At 58.8% G+C, this 20,879-nt stretch carries 26 protein-coding genes and 1 tRNA gene; 21 read left to right on the top strand and 6 right to left on the bottom strand.

The genetic code is table 11. The annotated features are described in order from the left end of the window. Nucleotides 1-59: 59 nt before the first annotated feature. The 20 genes from cyoD to Q0T48_RS00125 all read left to right on the top strand — a co-directional run bounded on the left by cyoD (nucleotide 60) and on the right by Q0T48_RS00125 (nucleotide 13,783). A complete protein-coding gene (gene cyoD, locus Q0T48_RS00225) occupies nucleotides 60-449 on the top strand; it encodes a cytochrome o ubiquinol oxidase subunit IV (protein WP_295950718.1) in 390 nt (129 codons plus the stop codon). Next, a complete protein-coding gene (locus tag Q0T48_RS00220; RefSeq protein WP_295950703.1) occupies nucleotides 446-1,267 on the top strand; it encodes an SURF1 family protein in 822 nt (273 codons plus the stop codon). Before cyoD ends, Q0T48_RS00220 begins: the two co-directional genes overlap by 4 nt. Continuing rightward, entirely contained in the window at nucleotides 1,251-2,588 is a 1,338-nt protein-coding gene (locus Q0T48_RS00215) for an ATP-binding protein (protein ID WP_295950715.1), read from the top strand. The genes Q0T48_RS00220 and Q0T48_RS00215 overlap by 17 nt, the downstream gene beginning before the upstream one ends. Continuing rightward, nucleotides 2,578-3,123, top strand: coding sequence for a response regulator transcription factor (locus Q0T48_RS00210; RefSeq protein WP_295950699.1), 546 nt, complete (start codon nucleotides 2,578-2,580; stop codon nucleotides 3,121-3,123). Before Q0T48_RS00215 ends, Q0T48_RS00210 begins: the two co-directional genes overlap by 11 nt. A 301-nt stretch (nucleotides 3,124-3,424) precedes the next feature. Further along, nucleotides 3,425-4,792, top strand: a complete 1,368-nt coding sequence (locus Q0T48_RS00205; protein ID WP_295950697.1) for an integrase family protein — start codon at nucleotides 3,425-3,427, stop codon at nucleotides 4,790-4,792. Nucleotides 4,793-4,827: 35 nt separating this feature from the next. Further along, nucleotides 4,828-5,112, top strand: a complete 285-nt coding sequence (locus Q0T48_RS00200; RefSeq protein WP_295950694.1) for a BrnT family toxin — start codon at nucleotides 4,828-4,830, stop codon at nucleotides 5,110-5,112. Then, nucleotides 5,087-5,410: a BrnA antitoxin family protein gene (locus tag Q0T48_RS00195; protein WP_295950692.1), complete on the top strand. Its 324-nt coding sequence runs from the start codon at nucleotides 5,087-5,089 to the stop codon at nucleotides 5,408-5,410. Before Q0T48_RS00200 ends, Q0T48_RS00195 begins: the two co-directional genes overlap by 26 nt. Before the next feature lie 512 nt (nucleotides 5,411-5,922). Then, a complete protein-coding gene (locus Q0T48_RS00185; protein ID WP_295950686.1) occupies nucleotides 5,923-6,153 on the top strand; it encodes a hypothetical protein in 231 nt (76 codons plus the stop codon). Continuing rightward, the gene (locus Q0T48_RS00180) at nucleotides 6,150-6,686 is read left to right on the top strand and encodes a hypothetical protein (protein WP_295950684.1); all 537 of its coding nucleotides are present in this window, start codon (nucleotides 6,150-6,152) and stop codon (nucleotides 6,684-6,686) included. The genes Q0T48_RS00185 and Q0T48_RS00180 overlap by 4 nt, the downstream gene beginning before the upstream one ends. Before the next feature lie 187 nt (nucleotides 6,687-6,873). After that, nucleotides 6,874-7,617, top strand: coding sequence for a helix-turn-helix domain-containing protein (locus Q0T48_RS00175; RefSeq protein ID WP_295950682.1), 744 nt, complete (start codon nucleotides 6,874-6,876; stop codon nucleotides 7,615-7,617). Further along, nucleotides 7,614-8,090 (top strand): hypothetical protein, encoded by a 477-nt coding sequence (locus Q0T48_RS00170; RefSeq protein WP_295950680.1) that lies wholly within the window; start codon nucleotides 7,614-7,616, stop codon nucleotides 8,088-8,090. The genes Q0T48_RS00175 and Q0T48_RS00170 overlap by 4 nt, the downstream gene beginning before the upstream one ends. Further along, on the top strand, nucleotides 8,081-9,022 hold the full coding sequence (locus tag Q0T48_RS00165; RefSeq protein ID WP_295950677.1) for an AAA family ATPase: 942 nt from the start codon (nucleotides 8,081-8,083) through the stop codon (nucleotides 9,020-9,022). The genes Q0T48_RS00170 and Q0T48_RS00165 overlap by 10 nt, the downstream gene beginning before the upstream one ends. Nucleotides 9,023-9,573: 551 nt before the next feature. After that, complete coding sequence (locus Q0T48_RS00160; RefSeq protein ID WP_295950674.1) at nucleotides 9,574-10,434, top strand: hypothetical protein; 861 nt, start codon at nucleotides 9,574-9,576, stop codon at nucleotides 10,432-10,434. Next, the gene (locus Q0T48_RS00155; RefSeq protein ID WP_295950672.1) at nucleotides 10,434-10,946 is read left to right on the top strand and encodes a class I SAM-dependent methyltransferase; all 513 of its coding nucleotides are present in this window, start codon (nucleotides 10,434-10,436) and stop codon (nucleotides 10,944-10,946) included. The genes Q0T48_RS00160 and Q0T48_RS00155 overlap by 1 nt, the downstream gene beginning before the upstream one ends. Nucleotides 10,947-11,006: 60 nt before the next feature. After that, nucleotides 11,007-11,813: a phosphoadenosine phosphosulfate reductase family protein gene (locus Q0T48_RS00150; protein ID WP_295950665.1), complete on the top strand. Its 807-nt coding sequence runs from the start codon at nucleotides 11,007-11,009 to the stop codon at nucleotides 11,811-11,813. Between the two features lie 110 nt (nucleotides 11,814-11,923). Then, complete coding sequence (locus Q0T48_RS00145; RefSeq protein WP_295950663.1) at nucleotides 11,924-12,151, top strand: hypothetical protein; 228 nt, start codon at nucleotides 11,924-11,926, stop codon at nucleotides 12,149-12,151. A 97-nt stretch (nucleotides 12,152-12,248) separates the two neighbouring features. Continuing rightward, nucleotides 12,249-12,521: a hypothetical protein gene (locus Q0T48_RS00140; RefSeq protein WP_295950661.1), complete on the top strand. Its 273-nt coding sequence runs from the start codon at nucleotides 12,249-12,251 to the stop codon at nucleotides 12,519-12,521. Between the two features lie 339 nt (nucleotides 12,522-12,860). Next, entirely contained in the window at nucleotides 12,861-13,082 is a 222-nt protein-coding gene (locus Q0T48_RS00135; RefSeq protein WP_295950659.1) for a hypothetical protein, read from the top strand. A gap of 3 nt (nucleotides 13,083-13,085) precedes the next feature. Next, entirely contained in the window at nucleotides 13,086-13,475 is a 390-nt protein-coding gene (locus Q0T48_RS00130; RefSeq protein ID WP_295950657.1) for a hypothetical protein, read from the top strand. Beyond that, nucleotides 13,472-13,783 carry a hypothetical protein gene (locus Q0T48_RS00125; RefSeq protein ID WP_295950656.1) on the top strand — a complete coding sequence of 104 codons (312 nt, stop codon included), beginning with the start codon at nucleotides 13,472-13,474 and terminating at the stop codon, nucleotides 13,781-13,783. Before Q0T48_RS00130 ends, Q0T48_RS00125 begins: the two co-directional genes overlap by 4 nt. A gap of 557 nt (nucleotides 13,784-14,340) precedes the next feature. On the opposite strand, the gene Q0T48_RS00120 is transcribed toward Q0T48_RS00125, so the two are convergent. The 6 genes from Q0T48_RS00120 to Q0T48_RS00095 form a co-directional block, all read right to left on the bottom strand. Continuing rightward, a tRNA-Lys gene (locus tag Q0T48_RS00120) sits at nucleotides 14,341-14,416 on the bottom strand. Nucleotides 14,417-14,451: 35 nt separating this feature from the next. Next, the gene (locus Q0T48_RS00115) at nucleotides 14,452-15,264 is read right to left on the bottom strand and encodes a tRNA threonylcarbamoyladenosine dehydratase (RefSeq protein ID WP_295950654.1); all 813 of its coding nucleotides are present in this window, start codon (nucleotides 15,262-15,264) and stop codon (nucleotides 14,452-14,454) included. Between the two features lie 79 nt (nucleotides 15,265-15,343). Next, nucleotides 15,344-16,090, bottom strand: a complete 747-nt coding sequence (gene ybgF, locus Q0T48_RS00110) for a tol-pal system protein YbgF (RefSeq protein ID WP_295950712.1) — start codon at nucleotides 16,088-16,090, stop codon at nucleotides 15,344-15,346. Between the two features lie 44 nt (nucleotides 16,091-16,134). Continuing rightward, complete coding sequence (pal, locus tag Q0T48_RS00105) at nucleotides 16,135-16,677, bottom strand: peptidoglycan-associated lipoprotein Pal (RefSeq protein ID WP_295950652.1); 543 nt, start codon at nucleotides 16,675-16,677, stop codon at nucleotides 16,135-16,137. 50 nt (nucleotides 16,678-16,727) lie between these two features. Continuing rightward, nucleotides 16,728-17,960 carry a Tol-Pal system beta propeller repeat protein TolB gene (gene tolB, locus Q0T48_RS00100; RefSeq protein WP_295950709.1) on the bottom strand — a complete coding sequence of 411 codons (1,233 nt, stop codon included), beginning with the start codon at nucleotides 17,958-17,960 and terminating at the stop codon, nucleotides 16,728-16,730. A gap of 117 nt (nucleotides 17,961-18,077) precedes the next feature. Then, nucleotides 18,078-18,863 carry a glycosyltransferase family 2 protein gene (locus tag Q0T48_RS00095; protein ID WP_295950651.1) on the bottom strand — a complete coding sequence of 262 codons (786 nt, stop codon included), beginning with the start codon at nucleotides 18,861-18,863 and terminating at the stop codon, nucleotides 18,078-18,080. Between the two features lie 228 nt (nucleotides 18,864-19,091). On the opposite strand from Q0T48_RS00095, the gene msbA reads away from it, so the two are divergent. After that, nucleotides 19,092-20,864 carry a lipid A export permease/ATP-binding protein MsbA gene (gene msbA, locus Q0T48_RS00090; protein WP_295950650.1) on the top strand — a complete coding sequence of 591 codons (1,773 nt, stop codon included), beginning with the start codon at nucleotides 19,092-19,094 and terminating at the stop codon, nucleotides 20,862-20,864. Nucleotides 20,865-20,879 lie beyond the last annotated feature (15 nt).

Genomic DNA, 20,879 nt, shown 5'->3' with positions numbered 1-20,879 from the left:
TTCTTGGATGTGGTCTGGATCGGCGTATTTACCTTTGTCTATCTGATGGGAGTGCTGTAATGGGCGCACACACTGAAAACGGCGGCAGCCATGACGATCACAGCCACGGTGACTCTGGTAGCCACAGCACCCTGAAAGGGTATGTGACGGGTTTTGTACTAGCCGTCATATTGACGGTTATCCCCTTCTGGTTGGTTATGGGGAAAGTCTTTGACAAACCCCACATCACAGCCATCGTCATTCTGGCCATTGCAGCCGTGCAAATCGTGGTGCACATGATTTACTTTCTGCACATGACCAGCAAGCTAGAAGGTGGTTGGTCGCTGTTGGCACTGATCTTTACGCTGATGTTGTTGGTGATCATGTTGACCGGTTCCATCTGGGTGATGTACCACCTGAATGCCAACATGATGCCAGTGTCGGCACATGACATGAAGAACATGCCTTGACCTTGTTACAGCAACGCAAGGCAATTACAGCGAATAAAGGCCCACAGCATGTGGGCCTTTTAGTTGTTTTTGCAGCATTGGTTTTTGCCCTTTTTGCTGCGCTAGGCACTTGGCAAATAGCGCGTCTTTCTTGGAAACTGGAGCTGATTGCCCGAGTCAATGAGCGTGTGCATGCCAAAGAAGTCGCGGCACCTTTGCCCAATCAGTGGCCGCAGCTCAATGCATCTGACGATGAATACCGCCGTATCCGTGTCACCGGAACATTTATTGCCGGACAAGACACCTTGGTGCAGGCCGTCACGGAGCGCGGCAGCGGTTTTTGGGTGCTTACGCCTCTGCGGTTGGCCGACGGCACAGTGGTGATTGTCAATCGCGGGTTCATACCTCCAGAAGCCACCCGAACTATTGCACCGGCAATGGCAGACACCCACAACTTATCCACCGTGATGGGTTTATTGCGAATGACCCAGCCTAGCGGCGCATTTTTACGCCAGAACGATCCGGTGAACCACCGCTGGTATTCCCGCGATGTTCAAGCAATCGCGAAGGCGAGTGGCTTGACCCAAGTAGCACCTTACTTTGTAGATGCAGATGCATTCCCCACACCAACAACAGAAATACCTACAAACAAGGCAGCAGTTGTTCCGGAGGGAGGGCTAACGGTTATCGCTTTCCACAACAACCATCTGGTTTACGCCCTGACCTGGTACGTGCTTGCGGCCATGGTAGCCGGTGCAGCATGGTACTTTTCCAGTGCGGAGCGGCTGCTACGCCACGACAAGGCGGCTGAGGAACTTGATCGTGCTGCAAACAACTAAAGTACAAAGCCAGCCGCCACTGCCAGCCACCGGCACACGGCAGGACGATGCCACGGGTCGCAAGAATATGCATCAGCTGGTCCAGTTGCGGTGGATAGCGGTCGTCGGGCAGATTGCCACGATTTTGATCGTCCACTTTGGCTTTGAAATCCGCCTGCCACTAGGCACCATGTTTGTATTACTTGGCTGTCTGGCGGCGTTCAATGCAGTCAGTTTGCTTCGCACAAAAATGTTCCACGAGGTCAGCAATGGAGAGCTGTTCTTCGCTCTGCTGGTGGACGTTGGAATACTGACCGCCCAGCTTTACCTCAGCGGCGGTGCCACCAATCCATTTGCATTTCTGTATTTACTGCAGGTCACACTGGGTGCCATGCTGCTGCGAGCATGGTCCACATGGACCATGGTGGCCATCACGGCTGTCTGCTTTGCGGGCCTGGCACTTTTCGGCGAACCGTTGGCCTTACCACTCGACCACAACCGCGGCTTGTATAGCCCATATATACAGGGCATGCTGATTTGTTTTGTGCTTAACGCCGCATTGTTGGTCATTTTCATCACGCGTATCGGCCGCAATCTGCGGGCCCGTGATAGCCATCTGGCAGACCTGCGCCAGCGTGCCGCTGAAGAGGAGCATATCGTGCGCATAGGGCTACTCGCATCAGGCGCTGCGCACGAACTCGGCACACCATTGGCCACCCTGGCGGTTATCCTGGGAGACTGGCGGCACATGGAGCCTTTCACGAAAGATCCAGAGCTGCTCCTGGAGATCAATGAAATGCAAAACCAGCTACTGCGCTGCAAAGCCATTGTGAGCAACACACTCTTATCGGCAGGTGAGGCAAGAGGCGAGTTCTCGGTCAAAACCACCATCTGCAAGTTTTTGAACGACTTGGTCGAAGAATGGCGCGCCACCCGTCCGGTCTACGCATTTGCCTATACCAATCAATTTGGCCATGACTTGCCAATGGTTTCCGATCTCGCCCTCAAACAAATGGTTTACAACGTGCTGGACAATGCGCTGGATGCATCCCCGCGCTGGATACAGCTGAAAGCAAGCCGTGAGGCAGACGCGCTGACCTTGACTGTTGCCGACGAAGGCCCCGGATTTGCCCCCGCCATGCTGGCGCATTTCGGCAAGCCCTTCCAATCGAGTAAAGGTCGCACGGGGGGCGGACTTGGGCTGTTTCTTGTTCTCAACGTTGCCCGTACGCTAGGAGGCAATGTCACCGCATGCAACCGCCCGGAAGGCGGAGCCCTTGTAAAAATCACCCTGCCCTTGGCTGCTATCGCTATCGGAGAGACGACGATATATGCCGGTTGAAACCACTGAGCGCCTACTGCTTATCGTTGAAGACGATGCCGCCTTTGCCCGCACACTCGGCCGTTCATTTGAGAGGCGTGGCTACGCAGTGATGTTGGCCACCAGCCTGGAAGCGGTCGCCACCCTACTGCAAAAGCGAACACCCGGATACGCAGTGGTAGATCTCAAACTAAATGGCGATGCCTCCGGGCTGGCCTGCGTACGCACATTGCACATGCACGACCCGGCTATGCTGATCGTGGTACTTACGGGTTTTGCAAGTATTGCTACCGCCGTGGAGTCGATCAAACTCGGTGCCTGCCACTACCTGGCCAAACCGTCCAACACAGACGATATAGAGGCCGCTTTTGGTCGTGCAGCGGGCAATGTAGAAGTACAACTCACCAACCGGCCTACATCCATCAAAACGCTGGAATGGGAGCGTATCCACGAAATACTGGCCGAAACTGGTTTCAACATTTCAGAGACAGCACGGCGGCTGGGTATGCACCGCCGTACATTGGCGCGCAAGCTGGAAAAGCAACAAGTGAAGTAGCGGACCATCCGTTCGCCTAGCCAGACACAGAATAAAAATAGAAAAAGCGCGCTATTTATTCAATAGCGGGCTCTCTAGGATACTGGTGGGACGTGCGGGGGTCGAACCCACGACAAACGGATTAAAAGTCCGGTTCCAGATGTGTTTGGCAGTGTTGATTCATGTTGCTACAATCAATATAAATCAACAGCTTGCGTTAAATTTACTGGATACAGTTACAGCCTTGGCGTTGATTGATATTCGCCAAAATAGCGCAAAAGTGGCTACACAGAGTGACCAACGGGTCAGTAAGGGGTTCAGGATGGCAAGACCAAAGAAGGATGCGGCAGTTGATGTGAGCGAAGCACGGGAGCTGACAGCCGGGTTAATCGAACGATTGACCTGTCGCACCGATACAAAGTCCCAGGCATTCCTGCGCGACAGCAAAGCACCGGGTTTGCGTGTGCGGGTTACCAACACCGGGGCCAAGTCGTTCGTGTTCGAGGCCAAACTGAACAGGCACACCATCCGACGCACCATCGGCGACGTGCGCGCCTGGAGCATCGAGGCCGCCCGTACAGAGGCCAATCGCCTGCGCGTGACCCTGGATGCAGGCACAGACCCACGCGAAGTTGACCGTGTGCAAGAAGCCGAAAAGTCGGCCATCAAAGCCGCCGCCTTCGCCCAGTTGGAAGCCGACAAGGTGGCCTCTGTCACGGTGGGCGAAGTGTGGGCGGCCTACCTTGTCGAACGCAAACCGTATTGGGGCGAACGCCACTACCAAGACCACAATGCCAAGGCGGCACCTGGTGGCATTCCTTCAACCCGTCGGGGCTACACCAAGGAACTGACCAAGGCCGGGCCGCTGGCCGCTTTGATGCCGCTGGTGCTACGCGACCTCGACCAGCAGACGATAGAAGCCTGGGCAGCGAACGAGGCCAAGACACGCGCATCCTCCGCCCGCCTGGCGTGGCGACTGCTGAAGGTGTTTCTGAGCTGGTGCAGCGAACAGCCCGCCTATGCCGCCCTGCTGCCCGTAAAGAACCCGGCCAAGACCAAGAAAACCCGCGAAGCCCTGGGCAAGGCCGGGACGAAAACCGACGTGCTGCAACGCGGGCAACTGGCCGCATGGTTTGCCGCCGTCCAACAGCTTCAAAACCCGGTTGTCGCCGCCAGTCTGCAATTCATGCTTTTGACGGGAGCGCGCCCAGGCGAAGTGCTGGCCTTGCGCTGGGAGGACGTAAACACCCAGTGGAAGGGAATCGCCATCCGCGACAAGGTAGAAGGAACCCGCGAGATACCCGCCGCACCCTACATCCTGCACCTGCTGGCAACCCTGCCCCGCCGAAATCAATGGGTGTTCTCCAGCACCACCAGTAAATCGGGCCACCTGACCGAGCCCAACAACCCGCACACCCGCGCGTGCAAAGTCGCTGGCCTGGACGGGCTGACCCTGCACGGCCTGCGCCGTTCGTTCAAAAGCCTGACCGAATGGCTGGAGGTACCGGTGGGCGTGGTGGCCCAGATTCAAGGCCACAAGCCCAGTGCCACCGCCGAAAAGCACTACACCATACGCCCGCTGGAGCTGCTGCGCGTGCACCACGAGCGTATCGAGGCCTGGATGCTGGAGCAGGCCGCAGTGGCGTTTGACGCGAAAGCCGTGCCCGGCGCGCTACGCATGGTGGGTTGAAATAGTTAATTGATGCCACTACAATAAATAAAGCCATGCACTTCACGTTCGACCCGAACAAAGATGCGGCCAACATCGCCAAGCATGGGCTTTCACTGGCGGATGCGCCCCTGGTGTTCAACGCCTCGGACAAGCTGACGCTGGAATCGGTCCGCGCCACTGAAACCCGGCTGATGGACGTTGCCTTGGTCGAGGTGGCTGGCGTGGTATTGGTGCTGGTGTACGTGCAACGCGAACCCAACGAGGTGCGGGCCATATCGCTGCGCCGGGCATCCAAACAGGAAAGGAAGCTGTATGCAAGCTGGCAAGAAGCCCACTGAATCGAAGTCCCAGGGCAGCGACTGGGAGCGCGTCAAGCGCGAAGCTGCGCAGGACGCACCTATCCCGTTCACGCCTAACAGCGAACCCTACGACCCCAACGATGCCGCCGCCGTGGCTACGTACTGGGCGAGTGCGGCCATCAAGCGGGGCCGGGGCAGGCCCGCCGTGACCGTGAAGCGCCCCACCTTGAATATGCGTGTCGATGCAGAGGTGCTGGACGCATTCAAAGCCACTGGACCAGGCTGGCAAACCCGCATCAACGAAGTCTTGAAAAGCTGGGTGCAAAGCCACGCTTGAACCCTTTTGCCCCAGCTAGGTTTAGCGGCTGAAAAGCGGGAACCTTCACCCGCCTATTAGGGCTTCGGTTGCACCCCTGTTGTTTTCCGTATTTTCGTGATAGAAAATACTCTTGCCCGTTGATTTAGACGGGTCTAGGTCTTGCGCAAGACGTGCTACCAGTGACTGAATACCGCGTGCGGAATTAACCGCTTTAAGGGGGACTATCCCCGGCAAACAGTCCACCTAGTCATTCCAACCTTCTTTGAGAAAGGGTTGTGCATGACTGCACGTACTTCTACGCCTGAATTTCACCCTGCCACAAGTACTATTCCTCTCGCGTTTCCAACGCTGGAATCAGTAACTCGCCCTACTGTTGACACCGCAACAGCGGCCTATTATCTAAACCGCCGTCCTCAGACAATGAGGGCATGGGCCATGCGTGATGGAACCGGCCCCATCCGGCCCCTGCGCATCAATGGCCGCCTTGCGTGGCAAGTGTCCGAGCTTCGCCGCGTGCTGGGGGTGGGAGCATGAGCCCCAGCTACACCACCGCCGACTTGGCCGAGCAGGCGGGTGCACAAATCGCCACCACCGCACTGGATGCCATCCTGGCCAAGAAAACCCAAGCGGCCCGCGCAGCGCAACTGTGCACAGCGCTGCAGCAACTGTCCGAAGACTGCGACTACCGTGACCGCGCTATCGCTGGCTTTGCTGGCGTGATCGTCAACGTGGTTGAGCAAGGCCTGGGGGTGGCAGCGTGACCAGCACCAACAAACCCCGGCACCCAAACGGTGAAGCCCCCAGCACGGAAAATACAGGAGGCCTCAAATCTCAGATAACCAGTACAAGAAACTTCACCCAGACTGAATTATTGCCGTTCCCACGCGGAAAGCAAAGCCTTCCCACAGCACGAATTGGCAAAGTTGCATGTGATGCAATCCGGGCAGAAATTGCACGCGCAGGGCTTCGCCTAAATAGTGCTGCGGGTGACAGCCAGATGGCAATGCTTCCGCGGGTCTTGCGCTACCTTGGCGCTCGTGGGCTAGGCACAGTGGAAGCGGAGGCGCTGGGTTACCGGCGAATCGCTACGCGCATCCAGGATTTGGAAGAGCGGGGCTACCGCGTTCACGTTGACCGCGAGCACGTTGTCACGGACGACCAGCTATTGCACCCCAGGATGGCGCGCTACAAGCTGATGGGCGCCCCGCGCAGTGCAGCTAAACGCATCGCGCGCAACCCGGCAGAGAATCGCCGCCACGACCTCGTCACCGCGATGCAAAGCGAGGCGCACTGATGGCTAGACCTCATTTCATAGTTGTCGGACCGGCGGGGGCCATATCACCCCCTTCCCGTCACGTAGACCTGGCCACAGCTCCCTGCTACTGCGGCCCCTTCAAAACGGCCACTGCGTGCATCACCTGCCTGCGGTGGAACCGGTTGCTTACAACCATGGCAGCCAGACCGACCCAAAGGGAGGGCGCATGAGTATCCGTGTCATGTCCCGCGTGTGGGATCAGTCGCAGCACAGCGGCACCGAACTTTTAATGCTACTGGCGTTGGCCGACTTTGCCGACGACGATGGCAACAGCTATCCGGCTGTGCCGACGCTTGCAGCGAAGTGCCGCATGACCCCCCGCAACGCAAACCACATCCTGGTTGCATTGCGTGCAAGTGGTGAGCTTCAGGTTCTTTTGAACGAAGGGCCACGTGGTACGAATCGGTACCGCATCGTGATGGGTGAACCCCTGAAGGCTGCTTCACCCCTGAAGCCCATTGCACCCCTGAAAGAGCCTTCACCCCTGAAGAATGCTTCATCCCTGAAGCCCACTTCCCGTACCCCTGAAGTGGGCTTCCTCAAACCCCTGAAGCCCACTTCAGACGAACCGTCATTGAACCACCAAGAACCACCAATAGCCGTCAGCACCTCGAAATCTGCTTTGCAAGCAGGTGATGGCTTCGTCAAATTCTGGGACAGCTATCCCAAGAAGGTCAGCAAGTCCGACGCTCAAAAAGCCTTCGCCAAATTGAAAGCAGATGCTGAGTTGGTGGACGCAATCCTGTTGGCACTGGCCAGCCAGAAGCAATCTCCTGATTGGCAGAAAGATGGAGGCAAATTCGTTCCGCACCCGGCCACCTGGTTGAACGGCAAACGCTGGGAAGACGAGATGCCGAAAACACCCGCCACCGCGGCAGGTGAACGCAAGCCATGGGAGGGTGCACGATGAAAACCGTACCCTACCCCCGAGGTGATGCCTACGCCATCGCAGAAGCCCGCGCCCAGGGGCTGAAACCCACAGACGTGGTGCTGGTGGTCTTGGCCGGTCGAGTCCACTGGGACAACCCCGCGGTGTACGCAAACCCTGAACAGCCCTACCGCTGGGACTGGCTGCGAGGCTTGTCGGTGGTTGTCTTGATGGACAGCAAGACCCGCCTGGGCAAGCTCTTGGCTGACATCCTGGGGGCCCAACCCGAGCAACTGGACGTGATCGACCACGAGCGCAAGCTGGGCTGGATGGTGCTGGAGGTAATCCCCCGATTGGTGAAGGTCCGCTGGGCACCAAGCTGGGTTGCCGATTGGTTGGGTGATAGCCACCTGCATGATTCACTGCACACCATCAAGCGCGAAGCTGCCCGGCAGGAACAAGCCGAGCGGGCGGCCAAGGCGCTGGTGCGCGAAGTGGAGGCGATATGGAACTGATCGCCGACACCGTGGACCTGAGCGCCTACCTGGACGCGCCCAACTTCACCGCACTGGTGCGCAATGCATCCGAGTTTGCCGACCAGGTAAAAGCCGACCTGGACCCCAATGCACCACGTGAGACTGCGCCCGGCCTGTCGATACACAACGCGCGGGGGCTGATCCACTTTCGGCTTGGTGAAGTGTCTGTCTGGTCCGGCTACAACGGCCATCGCAAATCCATGTTCACCTCACAAGCGGCCATCGACCTTGCCGCCCAGGGTGAACGGGTGCTGATCGTCAGCCTGGAAATGCTGCCCTGGCGAACAATGAGCCGTATGGCGCGCCAAGCCTGCGGTGAGGCCCACCCCTCAGCCGGGCTGATTGACCGCTTCCACGATTGGACAGATGGCCGCCTGTGGCTGTTTGATCATGTAGGGCGCATTGCCCCCGACCGGGCGCTGGCCTTGTGCCGGTATTTCGCCGAAGTTCACAAGGGCACGCATGTGTTTCTGGACTCCTGGATGATGATTTGCGCTTCGGAAGAAGCCCTGGACGAGCAGAAGGCATTCAGCACAGACCTCTGCCGACTGGCACAGGAAAGCAACTTGCATGTGCACGTCGTGGCCCACTGCAAGAAACCTGGCGGCATGTCGAGCGAAGCAAAGCCACCAGGCCGGTACGACGTAAGGGGATCTGGTGCGATTTCTGACCAGGCATCCAACGTGTTCAGCGTCTGGATGAACAAATCCAAGTTCGAGCGCCTGGATGCCAACCCCGGCGACCTGGAAGCCCAGGCAGAGCCATGCGGCATGCTCAAGTGCGACAAGCAGCGTAACGGGTCCTGGGAAGGCTCCATAAAGCTTTGGCACGACGCGGCCAGCCTGCGCTTTTGCGACGACCGCACGTCGCGTGTGGAACCGTATCGATTTCTGACAAGGGGGCACCAATGATCGCCATCAACCGGACGTGTGCCAACTGCTGCGCCTTTTCGCCCGCGGAAGACGGCGGGGCACCCGAGTGCTTGAGCCTGGTTTCAATTCTCCACCGCACCGGCGAGACACCAAGCCCACCCTTGGCAAATGACTGTTGCGACAAGCACCAGACACAGGCCGAAAGCGATGCTCTAGGTTTGGCAATCGCGGGGCATTGGAGTCGCTTCTGCAATCTCATTGGGGGGCCATATGACGAAAAGAAATAGCCCGGCCGCTCACCAAAACGGAGGGGTACAGGGTGCCAACAAGTACGAAAGACCGGGGGCTGGCCAGTTCAGGAAATGGCGAATATCCCACCACTGCGGTAATCCCATAATCTTGGAAAACCTAGGAAATCCAAAGATTTTTCAATCCCGTTGCAACGCCGAGATGTACGTGCGCGCGCGGGATGGCGAATTTGATAGCATCCAACGGCGGGCCCCACACGGGTCTTATTTCAACCGGGTCAAGAAGTCCCACCAAAGCGATTCATTCGCTGATGTGCCCACGTGGCACGGAGGGACTTCACCATGATGTTGAGCTTTGAACAACGCCACAGCCGCGGCGGGCGGGCGCTCTACCTGGGTGGATCGCCCGACACGAGCGGCCAGAACGCCGCCGCTCTCCAGCAAGCAGCCCTTTCCAAGGAGCAGTTGGATTGGGCAAAGCAGATCTACGCAGAAACGGCTCCCGACCGAGCGGCTACGGCTGAGCGCGCAAATGCCGTATCTGATGCCCAATTGGCCGCGACCCAGCAGCAAACGGCCATCGCGGGCGATGCCTACAAAGACTACAAGACCACCTACCAGCCGCTGGAGCAATCCATCGTGGCCGAGGCCCAGGGTTATGACACCCCCGAGCGCCGGGCCGCAGAAGCGGCCAAGGCCAGTGCCGACGTGCAAACGCAGGTCGATGCACAGCGCGCGGCCACGATGCGCGAGCAGGAGCGGGCCGGGGTCAACCCAGCCAGCGGAAAAATCATGGCGCTACAGGGCTCCATGGACCTGGGCGCAGCCAAGGCCAAGGCAGGTGCTGCAAACATGGCCACGCGCCAGATTGAAACCATTGGCGCAGCCAAGAAAGCCGACGCGGCCAACCTGGGCCGGAACATCGCCAGCAGCCAGGCCTCCAGCGCAGCCCTAGCACTGCAACAGGGAAACAGCTCCGTAGCTAATTCAGGCACGGCCCTTTCAGCCGTAAGTTCAGGAACTCAAGCCATGCAACAGGGATATTCAGGGGCCCAGTCGGGTCTGGCAGGCGCTGCAGGCACTTACGGAAACATCGCGGCAACGCAAGGGGCGGCCAGCGCTGCGAACTCTTCAAACATAGCGGCTGGCGTTGGTGCCGCAGCCTCTTTGTACGGCGCATATGTCGCAGCAGGAGTTATCTGATGATGAACCTTGAAGCCGTTGATGCTGCAACACACCAGGTGCTGGAGCGCGGCATCCGTGTGTTCAATGGCGCGCTGTTCGGCCCCACCGAGGAAGAGCATGTGGCCTTCCTGCTGGGCGCTATGGACCCGACGCCTGGGGCCATGGTGATCGATGCCGGGTGTGGTGTCGGTGAAATGGCCCGCATCATGAAGATGCTTCGGCCTGACCTGGAATTTCTGCTGCTGAACGCCAGCACCGCGCAGTTGGCGCAATGCCCCGAGGAATTGGACCTGCTGCACGGCGACTTCAACGCGATGCCGCTACCCGACGGGTGCGCTGACGTGGTGATTTTCAGCTACGCGCTGTGCCACTCGCTGGACTTTGAACGGACCTTTGCGGAGGCCCGCCGTGTTCTGAAAGTGGGCGGTAAGGTGTTCATCAACGACATGGCCCGCACGATGGGTGACAACGCAGAGTTTGAGCCCGTGCTGGGGGCCAGGGTGCACGAAGCCATGGCGGTGGAGGCCTGAGCCCGCGCGGCAGGGCTGGGCCTGGACTACACCATCACGCCCGATGTCGAGGTGGAGCGCTTGAAAGATCTGCTACCGGAGGACGGCCAGCACCTGCTGCATGGCGTGGTGCCCACCATCTGGAGTTTTACCGCACTGGATGATGTGGCCGCCGCCTTTGGTCGGCACGGCCGCATTGCATTTCAGTTCTCTGGCGGGCGCGACTCCACCGCCGCGCTGTACCTGCTGCGCCGTTACTGGGACCAGATGACGGTTTACCACCTGGACACCGGCGACCAGTTCCCCGAAACCCGTGCCGTGGTCGAAGCGGTGGAGCGGGATGTGCCCATCGTGCGCATCCATTCCGACGTGGCCAGCCTGAGGAATCTGCATGGAATGCCCAGTGACGTGGTCCCCGTCGATAACCAGGAGTTCGGTGCGCTGGTTTCCGGGAAGGTTATCAAGATCCAGGGCCGGTACGACTGCTGCGCCCGCGCGCTGATGTTCCCCATGCACGACCGCATGCGGGCCGATGGCATCACGCTGCTGGTGCGCGGCCAGCGCGACGATGAGTACGCATCCCCGCCGCTACGGTCAGGCGATGCTGCAGGTGGTTTTGAGGTGCTGTACCCCGTCCAGAGTTGGACCGGTGCCGATGTGTCAGCCTACCTGGTCGAGAGGGGCTTACCTATTGCCCAGTTCTACGCCAAAGGAGTACGCCGTGCGCCCGAGTGCATGGGCTGCACTGCTTGGTGGGATGAAGGGCGCGCCCGTTACCTGCGCGAGCATTACCCGGAACACCACGCCGTCTATATGCGCCGTATGGCAGACATCAAGAACGAAATTGGCCAGCAGATCGGCTGGCTTCACACTGAAATGGAGAACTGAGATGGCAAATACTGAAAGCAGCACTTATTGTTGCGGCAGCGGAAGATGCTCACCAACTGTCCTTACCACTGGCTGGGTCATACTCGCGGCTCCAGATTTGAGGGGTGAACATGGTTTTTCAGCGGGGTCTATTTTTTTCACGCACTGTTGAGCTGGGCAGTGGGCACGAGGTCACGGTCACGCTGCGCCGGGGCAATCAATTCGAGATCGACACCATCGACCTCGAAACGGTTGGGGTGGACGACGTGGAAAGCCCTGGCGGTGGGCCATACCCGACCGAAGACGAGGCGCTGGCCGCTGCTAAACGCATTGCCGAGGGGTTGCTGGGTTCGGTCTGATGCACGTGCTGCTGGCCTCATGCGATAGCGGGACTTTTCGGTGAGCTACATTGCATAGCGAAATCAAATCCCACTGGCCAACATTTATGGATGAACTATGCGACTTTTGATAATTGCTCTGCCCTTCGCCCTGAGCGGCTGCGCAACACCCAACACCGGCATAGTTCCGATCGGCAGTGGCAGCTACATGATCTCCAAGATGGGCAGCATGCTCACCTGGAGTGGTGGCGAGGTCAAAGCAGACCTCTATCGTGAAGCCGCCGTGTTCTGTGAAAAGGCTGGCAAGCAAGTCGAGCCCGTCAACTCCACCTCTCAAGACTCAGGCCTCGCTCAGTACGCCTCGGCGGAGATACAGTTCCGCTGCAAGTGAGTCGGGAAACGGTTTGCCTCTGTCACGGCAACCGTGTTCAGCACGTTGAGCGCTACTGTACAAACTTTGGGGCGCTATACTTCGCCTGTCCCGGGAGGGATGGTGCTTGAAAACACCGTAGGTATTGAGGTTGCAACCCCCACCGTAAGCGGGGTTTTGTCACGCCCAAATTCTGGCGACCGTGTGGCTTTGTGCCGTGCGGACGCTGCTGGTTTCGGGTGGGGTGGGCTTGTCCGTGAGGCTGGCCGCATGGCGATACCCATGTTTTCAACACCCCATCCACCCTATGCGCTTGAAAACGCAAAAGGTGTTTCTCAGCCTCGTATCGGAGCCGAAACTATGCCCAAGGTCAACACCCCCACCACGCCCAAAATGGGCATTTCCACCCCCATCGCCCGGCAACAAGCCATAGAAAACGCGCTTTCCACAGCGCTGTATTTCATCCGCAAGGCTAACCACCCCGGTGACCTGCAAGCGGCCACCATGCGGGCAGTGCGCGCAGCATCCATGCTGAAACAGGCATGCACAGAGTCCACCACCGCTTTGACCGTGGGGGCTTGAACCATGACCACCACTACAAAGCCCGCGGACAACAACGCCACAGCCACGCGCAAAACATTCGACCAAATGCAGACGCTGACCTCAGGCATTTTTAAGCTGACAGATCACGACCACATTGGCAAGGCGGAAGGTGTTTTACGCCTTGCAAGCTGGATGTTTGGTGCCATCACCACCCTTGACACGATTCGCGCCAAGGCTGAATGGTGTGATCGACTGGCGCATGACTTGGAAGCGGAGAGTATTGACATCGGCGGCAGCGTATTCACCATCGAGCACGCCACGGCCATGCAGGCCATGCTGCTGGACGCGGCCCACACATGCAGCCAGACACAAACCCGCATGGGCGAATTGAGCGAGTACGCGCAGGTAATGCTGCATGGTGGTGCACCATGAGCGTGCCCACCGGCAAAAGCCACTACACCACCCGTTGGGGCGCTATCGACCCGCACTCGATGCCAATGCCGCCCGCTGGCGTGTGGTTATCGCACTTGGTGAAGCCATCCCATGCGGTTCGTCTGGGTTTTGATGAGCAAACTCTGGTGCTGTACGCATCTCCCTGCAAAAGCGAAGTCGAGGGATTTTTCCAGGTGTTGGGGGAGCGCATGAACGCCGAGCCCATGGATATCGAGCCGGGCGACTCGTTTGACCTGCTGGCCTGGGCCGATGCCAACATGGGGAGCGCATGCCCTGTGCGACTCTGACCGATCAATGCTTTCAGCGCACTCTGCGAAGGGTTCCACATTGGCCCCCTAAGTTGCAGGGGTAACCATCCAACCCGGCCACTGCGCCGGGTTTTCTACTTGTAGGCCGTAGCACTGCCGTTCGGGATAGGCTGTCTGCGGAAGCCACCGGACCGGCATCCTGAACCGGGGTTCAGGTGTGGGGCGATCCTGGTTCGCAGTGACCTGCAGTGGGCTCAGCAGCGCAACCCGAACTGCCAATCACGGGCCTGTTTGTGCTAACTGGCTATCCAGTCCATGTACTGGGCGTTCCCACCAGCCGGGCGAGCTGGTCGAGGAAACGGAGGCGCATCCAGCGCGGCGCATTGCGCGGGCTTGCTTGGAATGGCGTTTTCAACACGGGCGGCCTGTATGGGCGGGTGGCCAAGACCACACGACGATTGCTATGGCTGTAAGGAAGTGCCGAAAGAGTGGCTAAACGGTACGAAACCCTGTACCCGTGGCTACACAGTGGCTACACGGACCCAAAATGAAAAAAGCCCGCTATCTTTTTAATAGCAGGCTTTCTATATGTTGCTTGGTGGGACGTGCGGGGGTCGAACCCACGACAAACGGATTAAAAGTCCGCTGCTCTACCAACTGAGCTAACGTCCCGGCTTGGTGTTTTCACACTGCAGCGCAGCCTCGAATTATAGCGCGGTTTTGGGACTCTTTTCAAGCTTCGATGCCAATTGATCCAAAATCCACCCGGCAGCGCATTGCCCGAAGGTGGCCGTCACGCTAACGACAGAACCGTAGCCGTGGCAATTCAAGCTGCCGTCGCCATCGATGGCACAGGATGGGTCGGGCGGCATCACAGCTTCGCGGCTGAAAACGCAGGCTACGCCGATTTTTTTACCCTCGCGGGGGGCCGCGTGTTCTTTGCGCAGGCGGTAACGTAGCTGAGCCAGCAGAGGGTCGTGGGTGGTGAGCGACAAGTCATCGATGTCGACTTTGTGCGCGTGGCGTTTGCCACCGGCGGCACCTACAGAGATGAAACAAGCGTGCGTCTGACGGGCCCAGGCAGCCATCGCCGTTTTGGCTTTCACCTGGTCGCAGGCATCGACCACCGCATCTATATCCAAGGACAGCAATTGGGGCCAGTTGCCTGGCTCCACAAAGTCTTCGATGCAATGCACCACGCAGGTCGGATTGATGTGGGCAATACGGTCACGCATCGCCAGCACCTTAGCCTGGCCTACCGTGGAGTCCAGCGCATGGATCTGGCGGTTAATGTTGGACTCGGACACATGGTCAAGGTCGATCAGCGTCAGCTGCCCTACGCCACTACGCGCCAGGGCCTCCACCGTCCAGGAGCCCACGCCGCCGATGCCGACCACCACCACATGGGCGGCCCGGATACGCGCCGCACCGGGGACACCGTACAGGCGCTCTAGTCCGCCAAAGCGACGCACGATATCGGCCTCTTGCGAAGCGTCTTCCGCCGCAGATAAATTATGCAAAAAATACCCCTCTAGCGCATATTCAATCTACGTAAGAAGCTACCAAATTAGTAGCAAATTACGCTGGATTTAAAAATGCTTATTTGAGCTTGGCCAGCCGGTCTTTGGCGGCCGATGCAGCTTCGGACTGGGGATAGGCCTTGACCAGGTCTTCCAGTGTTTTGCGCGCAGCGCGGCTGTCTTTCAACTCCATCTGGCAATTAGCTATCGACAGTGCAGCCTCGGGGGCACGGGCATGGTCGGGAGCGGCTGCCAGCATGGCGCGGAAGTTGGCCACCGCACTCTTGTAGTCCTTGTTGGCGTACTGGGCATTGCCCAACCAAAACAAGGCCGATGGGCCGTAGCCGCTTTGGGGGTAGCGTTTGACGAAACCCATGAAGCCGGTCTGCGCAGCCGCGAAGTCCCCGGTGCGAAACACGGCCAACGCAGCATCGAAATCACGTACCTCAGCGGGGTCGGCAGTGAACTCCCGGCCATCCACAGTCACCTTGGCGGGTTCAAATTTGCGCAAGCGCTCGTCCACGCCTTGCGCCTGGTCTTTCAAGCGGCGCTGTACGTCGGCCAGATCGCGGGCCAACTGCTCGTCTTGGCCCCGCTGCTTGGCCAAATCAGTACGCAAGCTGTCGATTTGGCTTTGCAGGTCTAGCAGGCTGCGGCGCAATTGACCATTGTCATCGGTAGACCGGCGCAAGTCTTCGGCCAATTTCTGGTTGGCGGATTCGGCTGCCTGGCGGCTGCTATCGACCCGCTGGCGCAGGTCCAGAATAGCTTTGCGGGCCTCGTCATCATCGAACACCCCGGCCTGGGCACCGGATGCCAACAGCATCCAGCAGCCCAACGCCAGAGCGACCGGGCGCAGGGTGAATCGGCTCATCGGTAGCTGATCTCGGCGCGGCGGTTCTTCGCCATGGCGGCCTCGTCACTGCCCTGCACAGCAGGTTTTTCTTTACCGAAGCTCACAGCTTCTAGCTGCGCATCGGCTACACCCAGCAATCCCAAAGCACGGCGGACGGACTCGGCACGCTTTTGGCCCAGGGCCAGGTTGTACTCACGGCCACCGCGGTCATCGGTGTGGCCTTCGACCACTGCGTGGCGGGCTTTGTCGGCTTTGAGGTAGCGTGCGTTGGCATCGATGACGGTCTGGTCATCGGGTTTGACGGCGTAGCTGTCATAGTCGAAGTACACAATGCGACCGCTGCTGGGGCCGGTAGCCACCGAGTTGGATGCCGATAAGTCCACAGGCGTCACGCCGCTCTTGGTGGCGCCAGAAGTGCTGCCTTCAGCACCCATGCTGCCAGGCTGGGTTACACCAGCGCCGCTTTTATCGACAACTGGTACATCATCCAGCTTTACACCCGAAGCGCAACCCGCCAATACGGCGGTCAGTGAGAGTGCCCAAATCAAATTTTTCATTTTTTATTTCCTCGTTAAATAGTAAGTACGTTGTTTACAGTGGCTAGAAGTCAGGGCTTTAAAAAGGGACCCCAGTCTGGTTCGCGGATATCACCCGCCTGGCCGGCCAAACGGGCCTTGATCTTGCCGTCCAGTGTGCTGGTCATCAGGGCTTCGCGGCCTTGCTGCTGCGTCGCGTAAACGAGCAAACGGCTGTTCGGGGCAAAGCTGGGGCTTTCGTCGGCAGTGGTGTCGGTAATACTGGTCACAGTCGAGGTGCTGAGCTCCATCACCTGCAGCTTGAAGGCTCCGCCAATACGCGATACATAGGCCAGCCAGCGGCCATCCGGGCTGATGCTGGGCGAGATGTTGTAGCTGCCCGAGAAAGTCACACGCTCCGGGTTGCCGCCGCTGCTGGGCATGCTGTAGATCTGCGGTGCACCACCCCGGTCGCTGACGAAATAAATGCTTTTGCCATCTGCGGAATACTTCGGCTCGGTATCGATGCCGCTAGACTGGGTAAGCCGTCTAGGCTCGCTACCATTGGCATCTATGCTATAAATTTGAGATCCGCCATCGCGGCTCAAAGTGACGGCCAAAGAGCGCCCATCGGGAGCCCAGGCGGGTGCACTATTGGAACCTTTGAAGTTGGCCACCAGACGCCGCTTGCCGGTGGCCACATCATGCACGTAGATGACGGGCTTGCGGGCTTCAAAAGACACATAAGCCAGTTGCATGCCATTGGGCGACCAAGCAGGGGAAATGATGGATTCCGGACTGGCCAGCGCGGTCTGGCTGTTTTCGCCATCGGCATCGGCCACCCACAGCGTGTGGCGGGTGCCTGCTTTGGTCACGTAGGCAATGCGGGTCGAAAAAATGCCCCGGTCACCAGTCAATTTTTCATAGATGAAGTCGGCAATGCGGTGGGCCGACAAACGCAAATCGCCTTGCAGCACGGTGTAGCTCTGGCCACCTAGATCTTGTCCGCGCACCACGTCCCAGAGGCGAAAGCGCACGTCAAAGCGGCCATCGGCCAAGCGGGTAACGCTACCAGTCACCAGCGAATCTGCGGCCTTTTGCCGCCACAAGGCCACGTCGGGCCGGGAGGTTTCGTCCAAAGCCACGCCGCTGGCATCGACGGCCCGAAACTGCCCGCTGCGCTCGAGATCCGCCTGCACAATGGCACCAATTTTTTGCGGGGACTGGTCATCACCCCGAAAACTGGCAACCGCGATAGGCAACTGGGTAAGACCTATACCGGAGACTTCCACACGAAACTGGGCAAAGGCCGATGCGGTGCCCATCAGGGCCAGTCCGGCAAGGCACGATCGGCGGTTTAGTGGGAAAGCTTGGGTCATAGATGATTTTTATAAATAAGTTGCCGGATGGATGGGTTCGTTTTAAGCGGGATAAGTTCCTGCCTATCGTTTCAAAACATTCTTCCAGTCTTGTTCCCACTGGGCTTGGTGGGCCAATTCGACCGCCTTGGCGTAGCGGTAAAAGGTGACTTCAAAGTAGGACAAGGCGATCACCAGGCCCGGCCAGCCGTCTAAAAAACCCCGCTTGAACAGGTAGTGCTTCCAGAATGCCCAGATGGCATGCGTCAAAGCCTTGCCGTAGCTGGAACCCGACTGGCGCCGCTTGGTAGCACCCAGCGATGAATAGCGGTTCATCTTGGCCACCACTTCGGCCAAGTCTTTAAACGGATACTGCCAGATGGCTGCTTGCATGTAGCCCACAGTGGCACCGGCAGTAAGTTCAAAATTCTCATGCACAGGGCTGATGTCGTAGCCCATTTGTGACTTGCGAAACAGCTGGGGTTGGCGATAATTGGGATACCAACCAGAGTGGCGGATTTCGCGACCCAGAAAGAAGTTGCGCCGCGGCACAAAGTACACACCGTGCTCGGCCTTGTCCACCAGCGCCCGGATTTCTGTCGCAGCTTCAGGAGTACATCGCTCATCTGAATCCAGGCTGAAAACCCACTCGTGCGTGCAAGCTGCCACCGCATCGTTGCGCAACCGGCCAAAGCCCTGGAACGGAATCTGGACCACCCGTGCGCCCAGAGATTCGGCAATGCGAACGGTGTCGTCGGTACTGTGCGAATCGGCCACCACGACCTCGTCGGCCCAAGCCACGCTGCGGATGGCATCGGCCACCTTCTCTGCCTCGTTGTAGGCAATGATGTAGACGGAAATAGGGCTCACTTGTGGCACGGCACTCTGACGGTTGGAATCCGTTCAAGCATAGCAGACGGCCTACCGCACCTGGTCGGCCACGCACAGGGCTCCTGGCGGGCAGAAAGCCTGCCGAAAAGCGGGATAATCCTGCTGCGTCAACGGGTACCCGGCGAAAAACCTCTTTTTTACCGCACGCCGCTGTCATCGATCCAAGCTGCCATTCTTGTCACCTCCATTTGCCCAGGCAGTCACCCTATGAAAAATGAGCGATCCCAAGGTTTGGTCAATCTGTTGAGGCAAAGCATCCCCCGGTTATCGCCTTACTTTTTCAAAGGCCGCCGTTCAGCATGGATGTTGGTGATCATGGCCACCATCATTGGTGCCGCCACCGAGCCCCTGGTGCCCGCCATGCTGAAACCCTTGCTCGACAACGGCTTCCAAAAAGGCGCGCTGAACCCGTGGATGGTGCCGCTGGCCCTGATCGCCGTATTCGGCCTGCGCGGCCTGAGCAGCTTCCTGGGAGATGTCGCCATGGCCAAAATTACCCAAGATGGCCTCGACGCACTGCGCAGATCCATGTTCAGCCGCCTGTTGGATGCCCAGAGCACCTTGTTTACCCAACGAACGGCCAGTTCGTTGTCCAATACCATCGTCTACGAAGTCCAAAACGGCGCAGTAATCCTGGTTACCTCGGTCATGGGCTTGGCTAAGGACAGCATGGTCCTAGTCGCTCTGGTGGCCTATCTGCTGTACCTGAACTGGGAATTGACGCTGATTCTGGTGGTACTGTTTCCGGCCGTGGCCTTTGTTACCCGCACCCTTTCGCGCAGGCTCTACCAGATTGCCAAAAGTAGTCAGGGCGCTACCGATGGCTTGGCTTACGTGGTGGAAGAAAACGTGCTGGCGCAACGGGTCGTGCGCTTGCATGCAGCCCAGGGCGCACAGGGCAAGCGCTTTCAGTTGTTGAGCGAAGGCTTACGCAGGCTTAATATGAAGTCGGCAACGGCCTCTGCAGCGGTCACCCCCATGACCCACATGATGTCGGCCATTGCGCTGTCCAGCGTAATTTGCGTAGCCTTGCTGCAAGGGTCCAGCGAGGTCACGGCGGGCGAATTTGCGTCCTACATCACCGCCATGCTGATGTTGATTGCACCAGTGAAGCGGCTGTCAGACGTGGCCAGCCCCGTGACCCGCGGGCTCGCTGCCATGGAGCGGGCGCTAGACCTGATCGAGAAAACACCGGCGGAGCCCAGTGGCACCTTCGTGGTGGAGCGGGCACAGGGCCACATTGAATTCCAGTCGGTCACCGTGCGCTACCGCGACGACGAAACCCGTTCGGCACTGAACCGGGTATCGCTGACCGTAGTACCCGGTGAAGTGGTGGCGCTGGTGGGGCCATCCGGCTCCGGCAAAACCTCGCTGGTCAATTTGCTGCCACGGTTTGTCACAGCCAGCGCCGGGCATGTTTTGCTGGACGGGCACGACATCGCCGATTGGCAGCTCAAAGCCTTACGCAACCAGTTTGCCATCGTCAACCAGGATGTGATCATGTTCAACGACACCCTGGCCGCCAATGTGGCGTTAGGTGAAACGCCAGACCGGGCGCGGGTGGAAGCCTGTTTGCGGGCAGCCAACCTCGGTGGGTTCTTAGACGAGGCTCCGCAAGGCATCGACACCATGACAGGACACAACGCCACCGAGCTCTCTGGCGGACAGCGCCAGCGCCTGGCCATCGCCCGCGCGTTGTACAAGGATGCACCTATCCTGATACTGGACGAGGCGACATCGGCGCTGGACACCGAATCAGAGCGCCTGGTACAAGAAGCCCTGCAGCGCCTGATGACCGGACGCACCACCTTGATCATTGCGCACCGCTTATCCACCATCGAGCACGCCGACCGGGTCGCGGTGCTCGACCAGGGTGAAATCATCGAAATAGGCACGCATGCCGAACTCATTGCCCAGGCAGGGCTCTATGCCCGTTTGCATGCGTTGCAGTTTGGTACACAGCCTGCCGTGACGACGTAGGTACCGCAACAGATG

It is taken from the genome of Rhodoferax sp. (assembly GCF_025354435.1).
In the GTDB taxonomy this organism is placed as follows: Bacteria; Pseudomonadota; Gammaproteobacteria; order Burkholderiales; family Burkholderiaceae_C; genus Rhodoferax_B.
Note: the sequence above shows the minus strand (reverse complement) of the source record. Positions and strands in the feature narration are given on the sequence as shown.

Bases quoted from the DNA above. Each gene is read 5' to 3' on its own strand.
- cyoD (WP_295950718.1), top strand. From the start codon at position 60: ATGGGCGCACACACTGAAAACGGCGGCAGCCATGACGATCACAGCCAC.
- Q0T48_RS00210 (WP_295950699.1), top strand. From the start codon at position 2,578: ATGCCGGTTGAAACCACTGAGCGCCTACTGCTTATCGTTGAAGACGAT.
- Q0T48_RS00205 (WP_295950697.1), top strand. From the start codon at position 3,425: ATGGCAAGACCAAAGAAGGATGCGGCAGTTGATGTGAGCGAAGCACGG.
- Q0T48_RS00200 (WP_295950694.1), top strand. From the start codon at position 4,828: ATGCACTTCACGTTCGACCCGAACAAAGATGCGGCCAACATCGCCAAG.
- Q0T48_RS00195 (WP_295950692.1), top strand. From the start codon at position 5,087: ATGCAAGCTGGCAAGAAGCCCACTGAATCGAAGTCCCAGGGCAGCGAC.
- Q0T48_RS00185 (WP_295950686.1), top strand. From the start codon at position 5,923: ATGAGCCCCAGCTACACCACCGCCGACTTGGCCGAGCAGGCGGGTGCA.
- Q0T48_RS00175 (WP_295950682.1), top strand. From the start codon at position 6,874: ATGAGTATCCGTGTCATGTCCCGCGTGTGGGATCAGTCGCAGCACAGC.
- Q0T48_RS00170 (WP_295950680.1), top strand. From the start codon at position 7,614: ATGAAAACCGTACCCTACCCCCGAGGTGATGCCTACGCCATCGCAGAA.
- Q0T48_RS00165 (WP_295950677.1), top strand. From the start codon at position 8,081: ATGGAACTGATCGCCGACACCGTGGACCTGAGCGCCTACCTGGACGCG.
- Q0T48_RS00160 (WP_295950674.1), top strand. From the start codon at position 9,574: ATGATGTTGAGCTTTGAACAACGCCACAGCCGCGGCGGGCGGGCGCTC.
- Q0T48_RS00155 (WP_295950672.1), top strand. From the start codon at position 10,434: ATGATGAACCTTGAAGCCGTTGATGCTGCAACACACCAGGTGCTGGAG.
- Q0T48_RS00145 (WP_295950663.1), top strand. From the start codon at position 11,924: ATGGTTTTTCAGCGGGGTCTATTTTTTTCACGCACTGTTGAGCTGGGC.
- Q0T48_RS00140 (WP_295950661.1), top strand. From the start codon at position 12,249: ATGCGACTTTTGATAATTGCTCTGCCCTTCGCCCTGAGCGGCTGCGCA.
- Q0T48_RS00135 (WP_295950659.1), top strand. From the start codon at position 12,861: ATGCCCAAGGTCAACACCCCCACCACGCCCAAAATGGGCATTTCCACC.
- Q0T48_RS00130 (WP_295950657.1), top strand. From the start codon at position 13,086: ATGACCACCACTACAAAGCCCGCGGACAACAACGCCACAGCCACGCGC.
- Q0T48_RS00125 (WP_295950656.1), top strand. From the start codon at position 13,472: ATGAGCGTGCCCACCGGCAAAAGCCACTACACCACCCGTTGGGGCGCT.
- ybgF (WP_295950712.1), bottom strand. From the start codon at position 16,090: ATGCTGTTGGCATCCGGTGCCCAGGCCGGGGTGTTCGATGATGACGAG.
- pal (WP_295950652.1), bottom strand. From the start codon at position 16,677: ATGAAAAATTTGATTTGGGCACTCTCACTGACCGCCGTATTGGCGGGT.
- tolB (WP_295950709.1), bottom strand. From the start codon at position 17,960: ATGGGCACCGCATCGGCCTTTGCCCAGTTTCGTGTGGAAGTCTCCGGT.
- msbA (WP_295950650.1), top strand. From the start codon at position 19,092: ATGAAAAATGAGCGATCCCAAGGTTTGGTCAATCTGTTGAGGCAAAGC.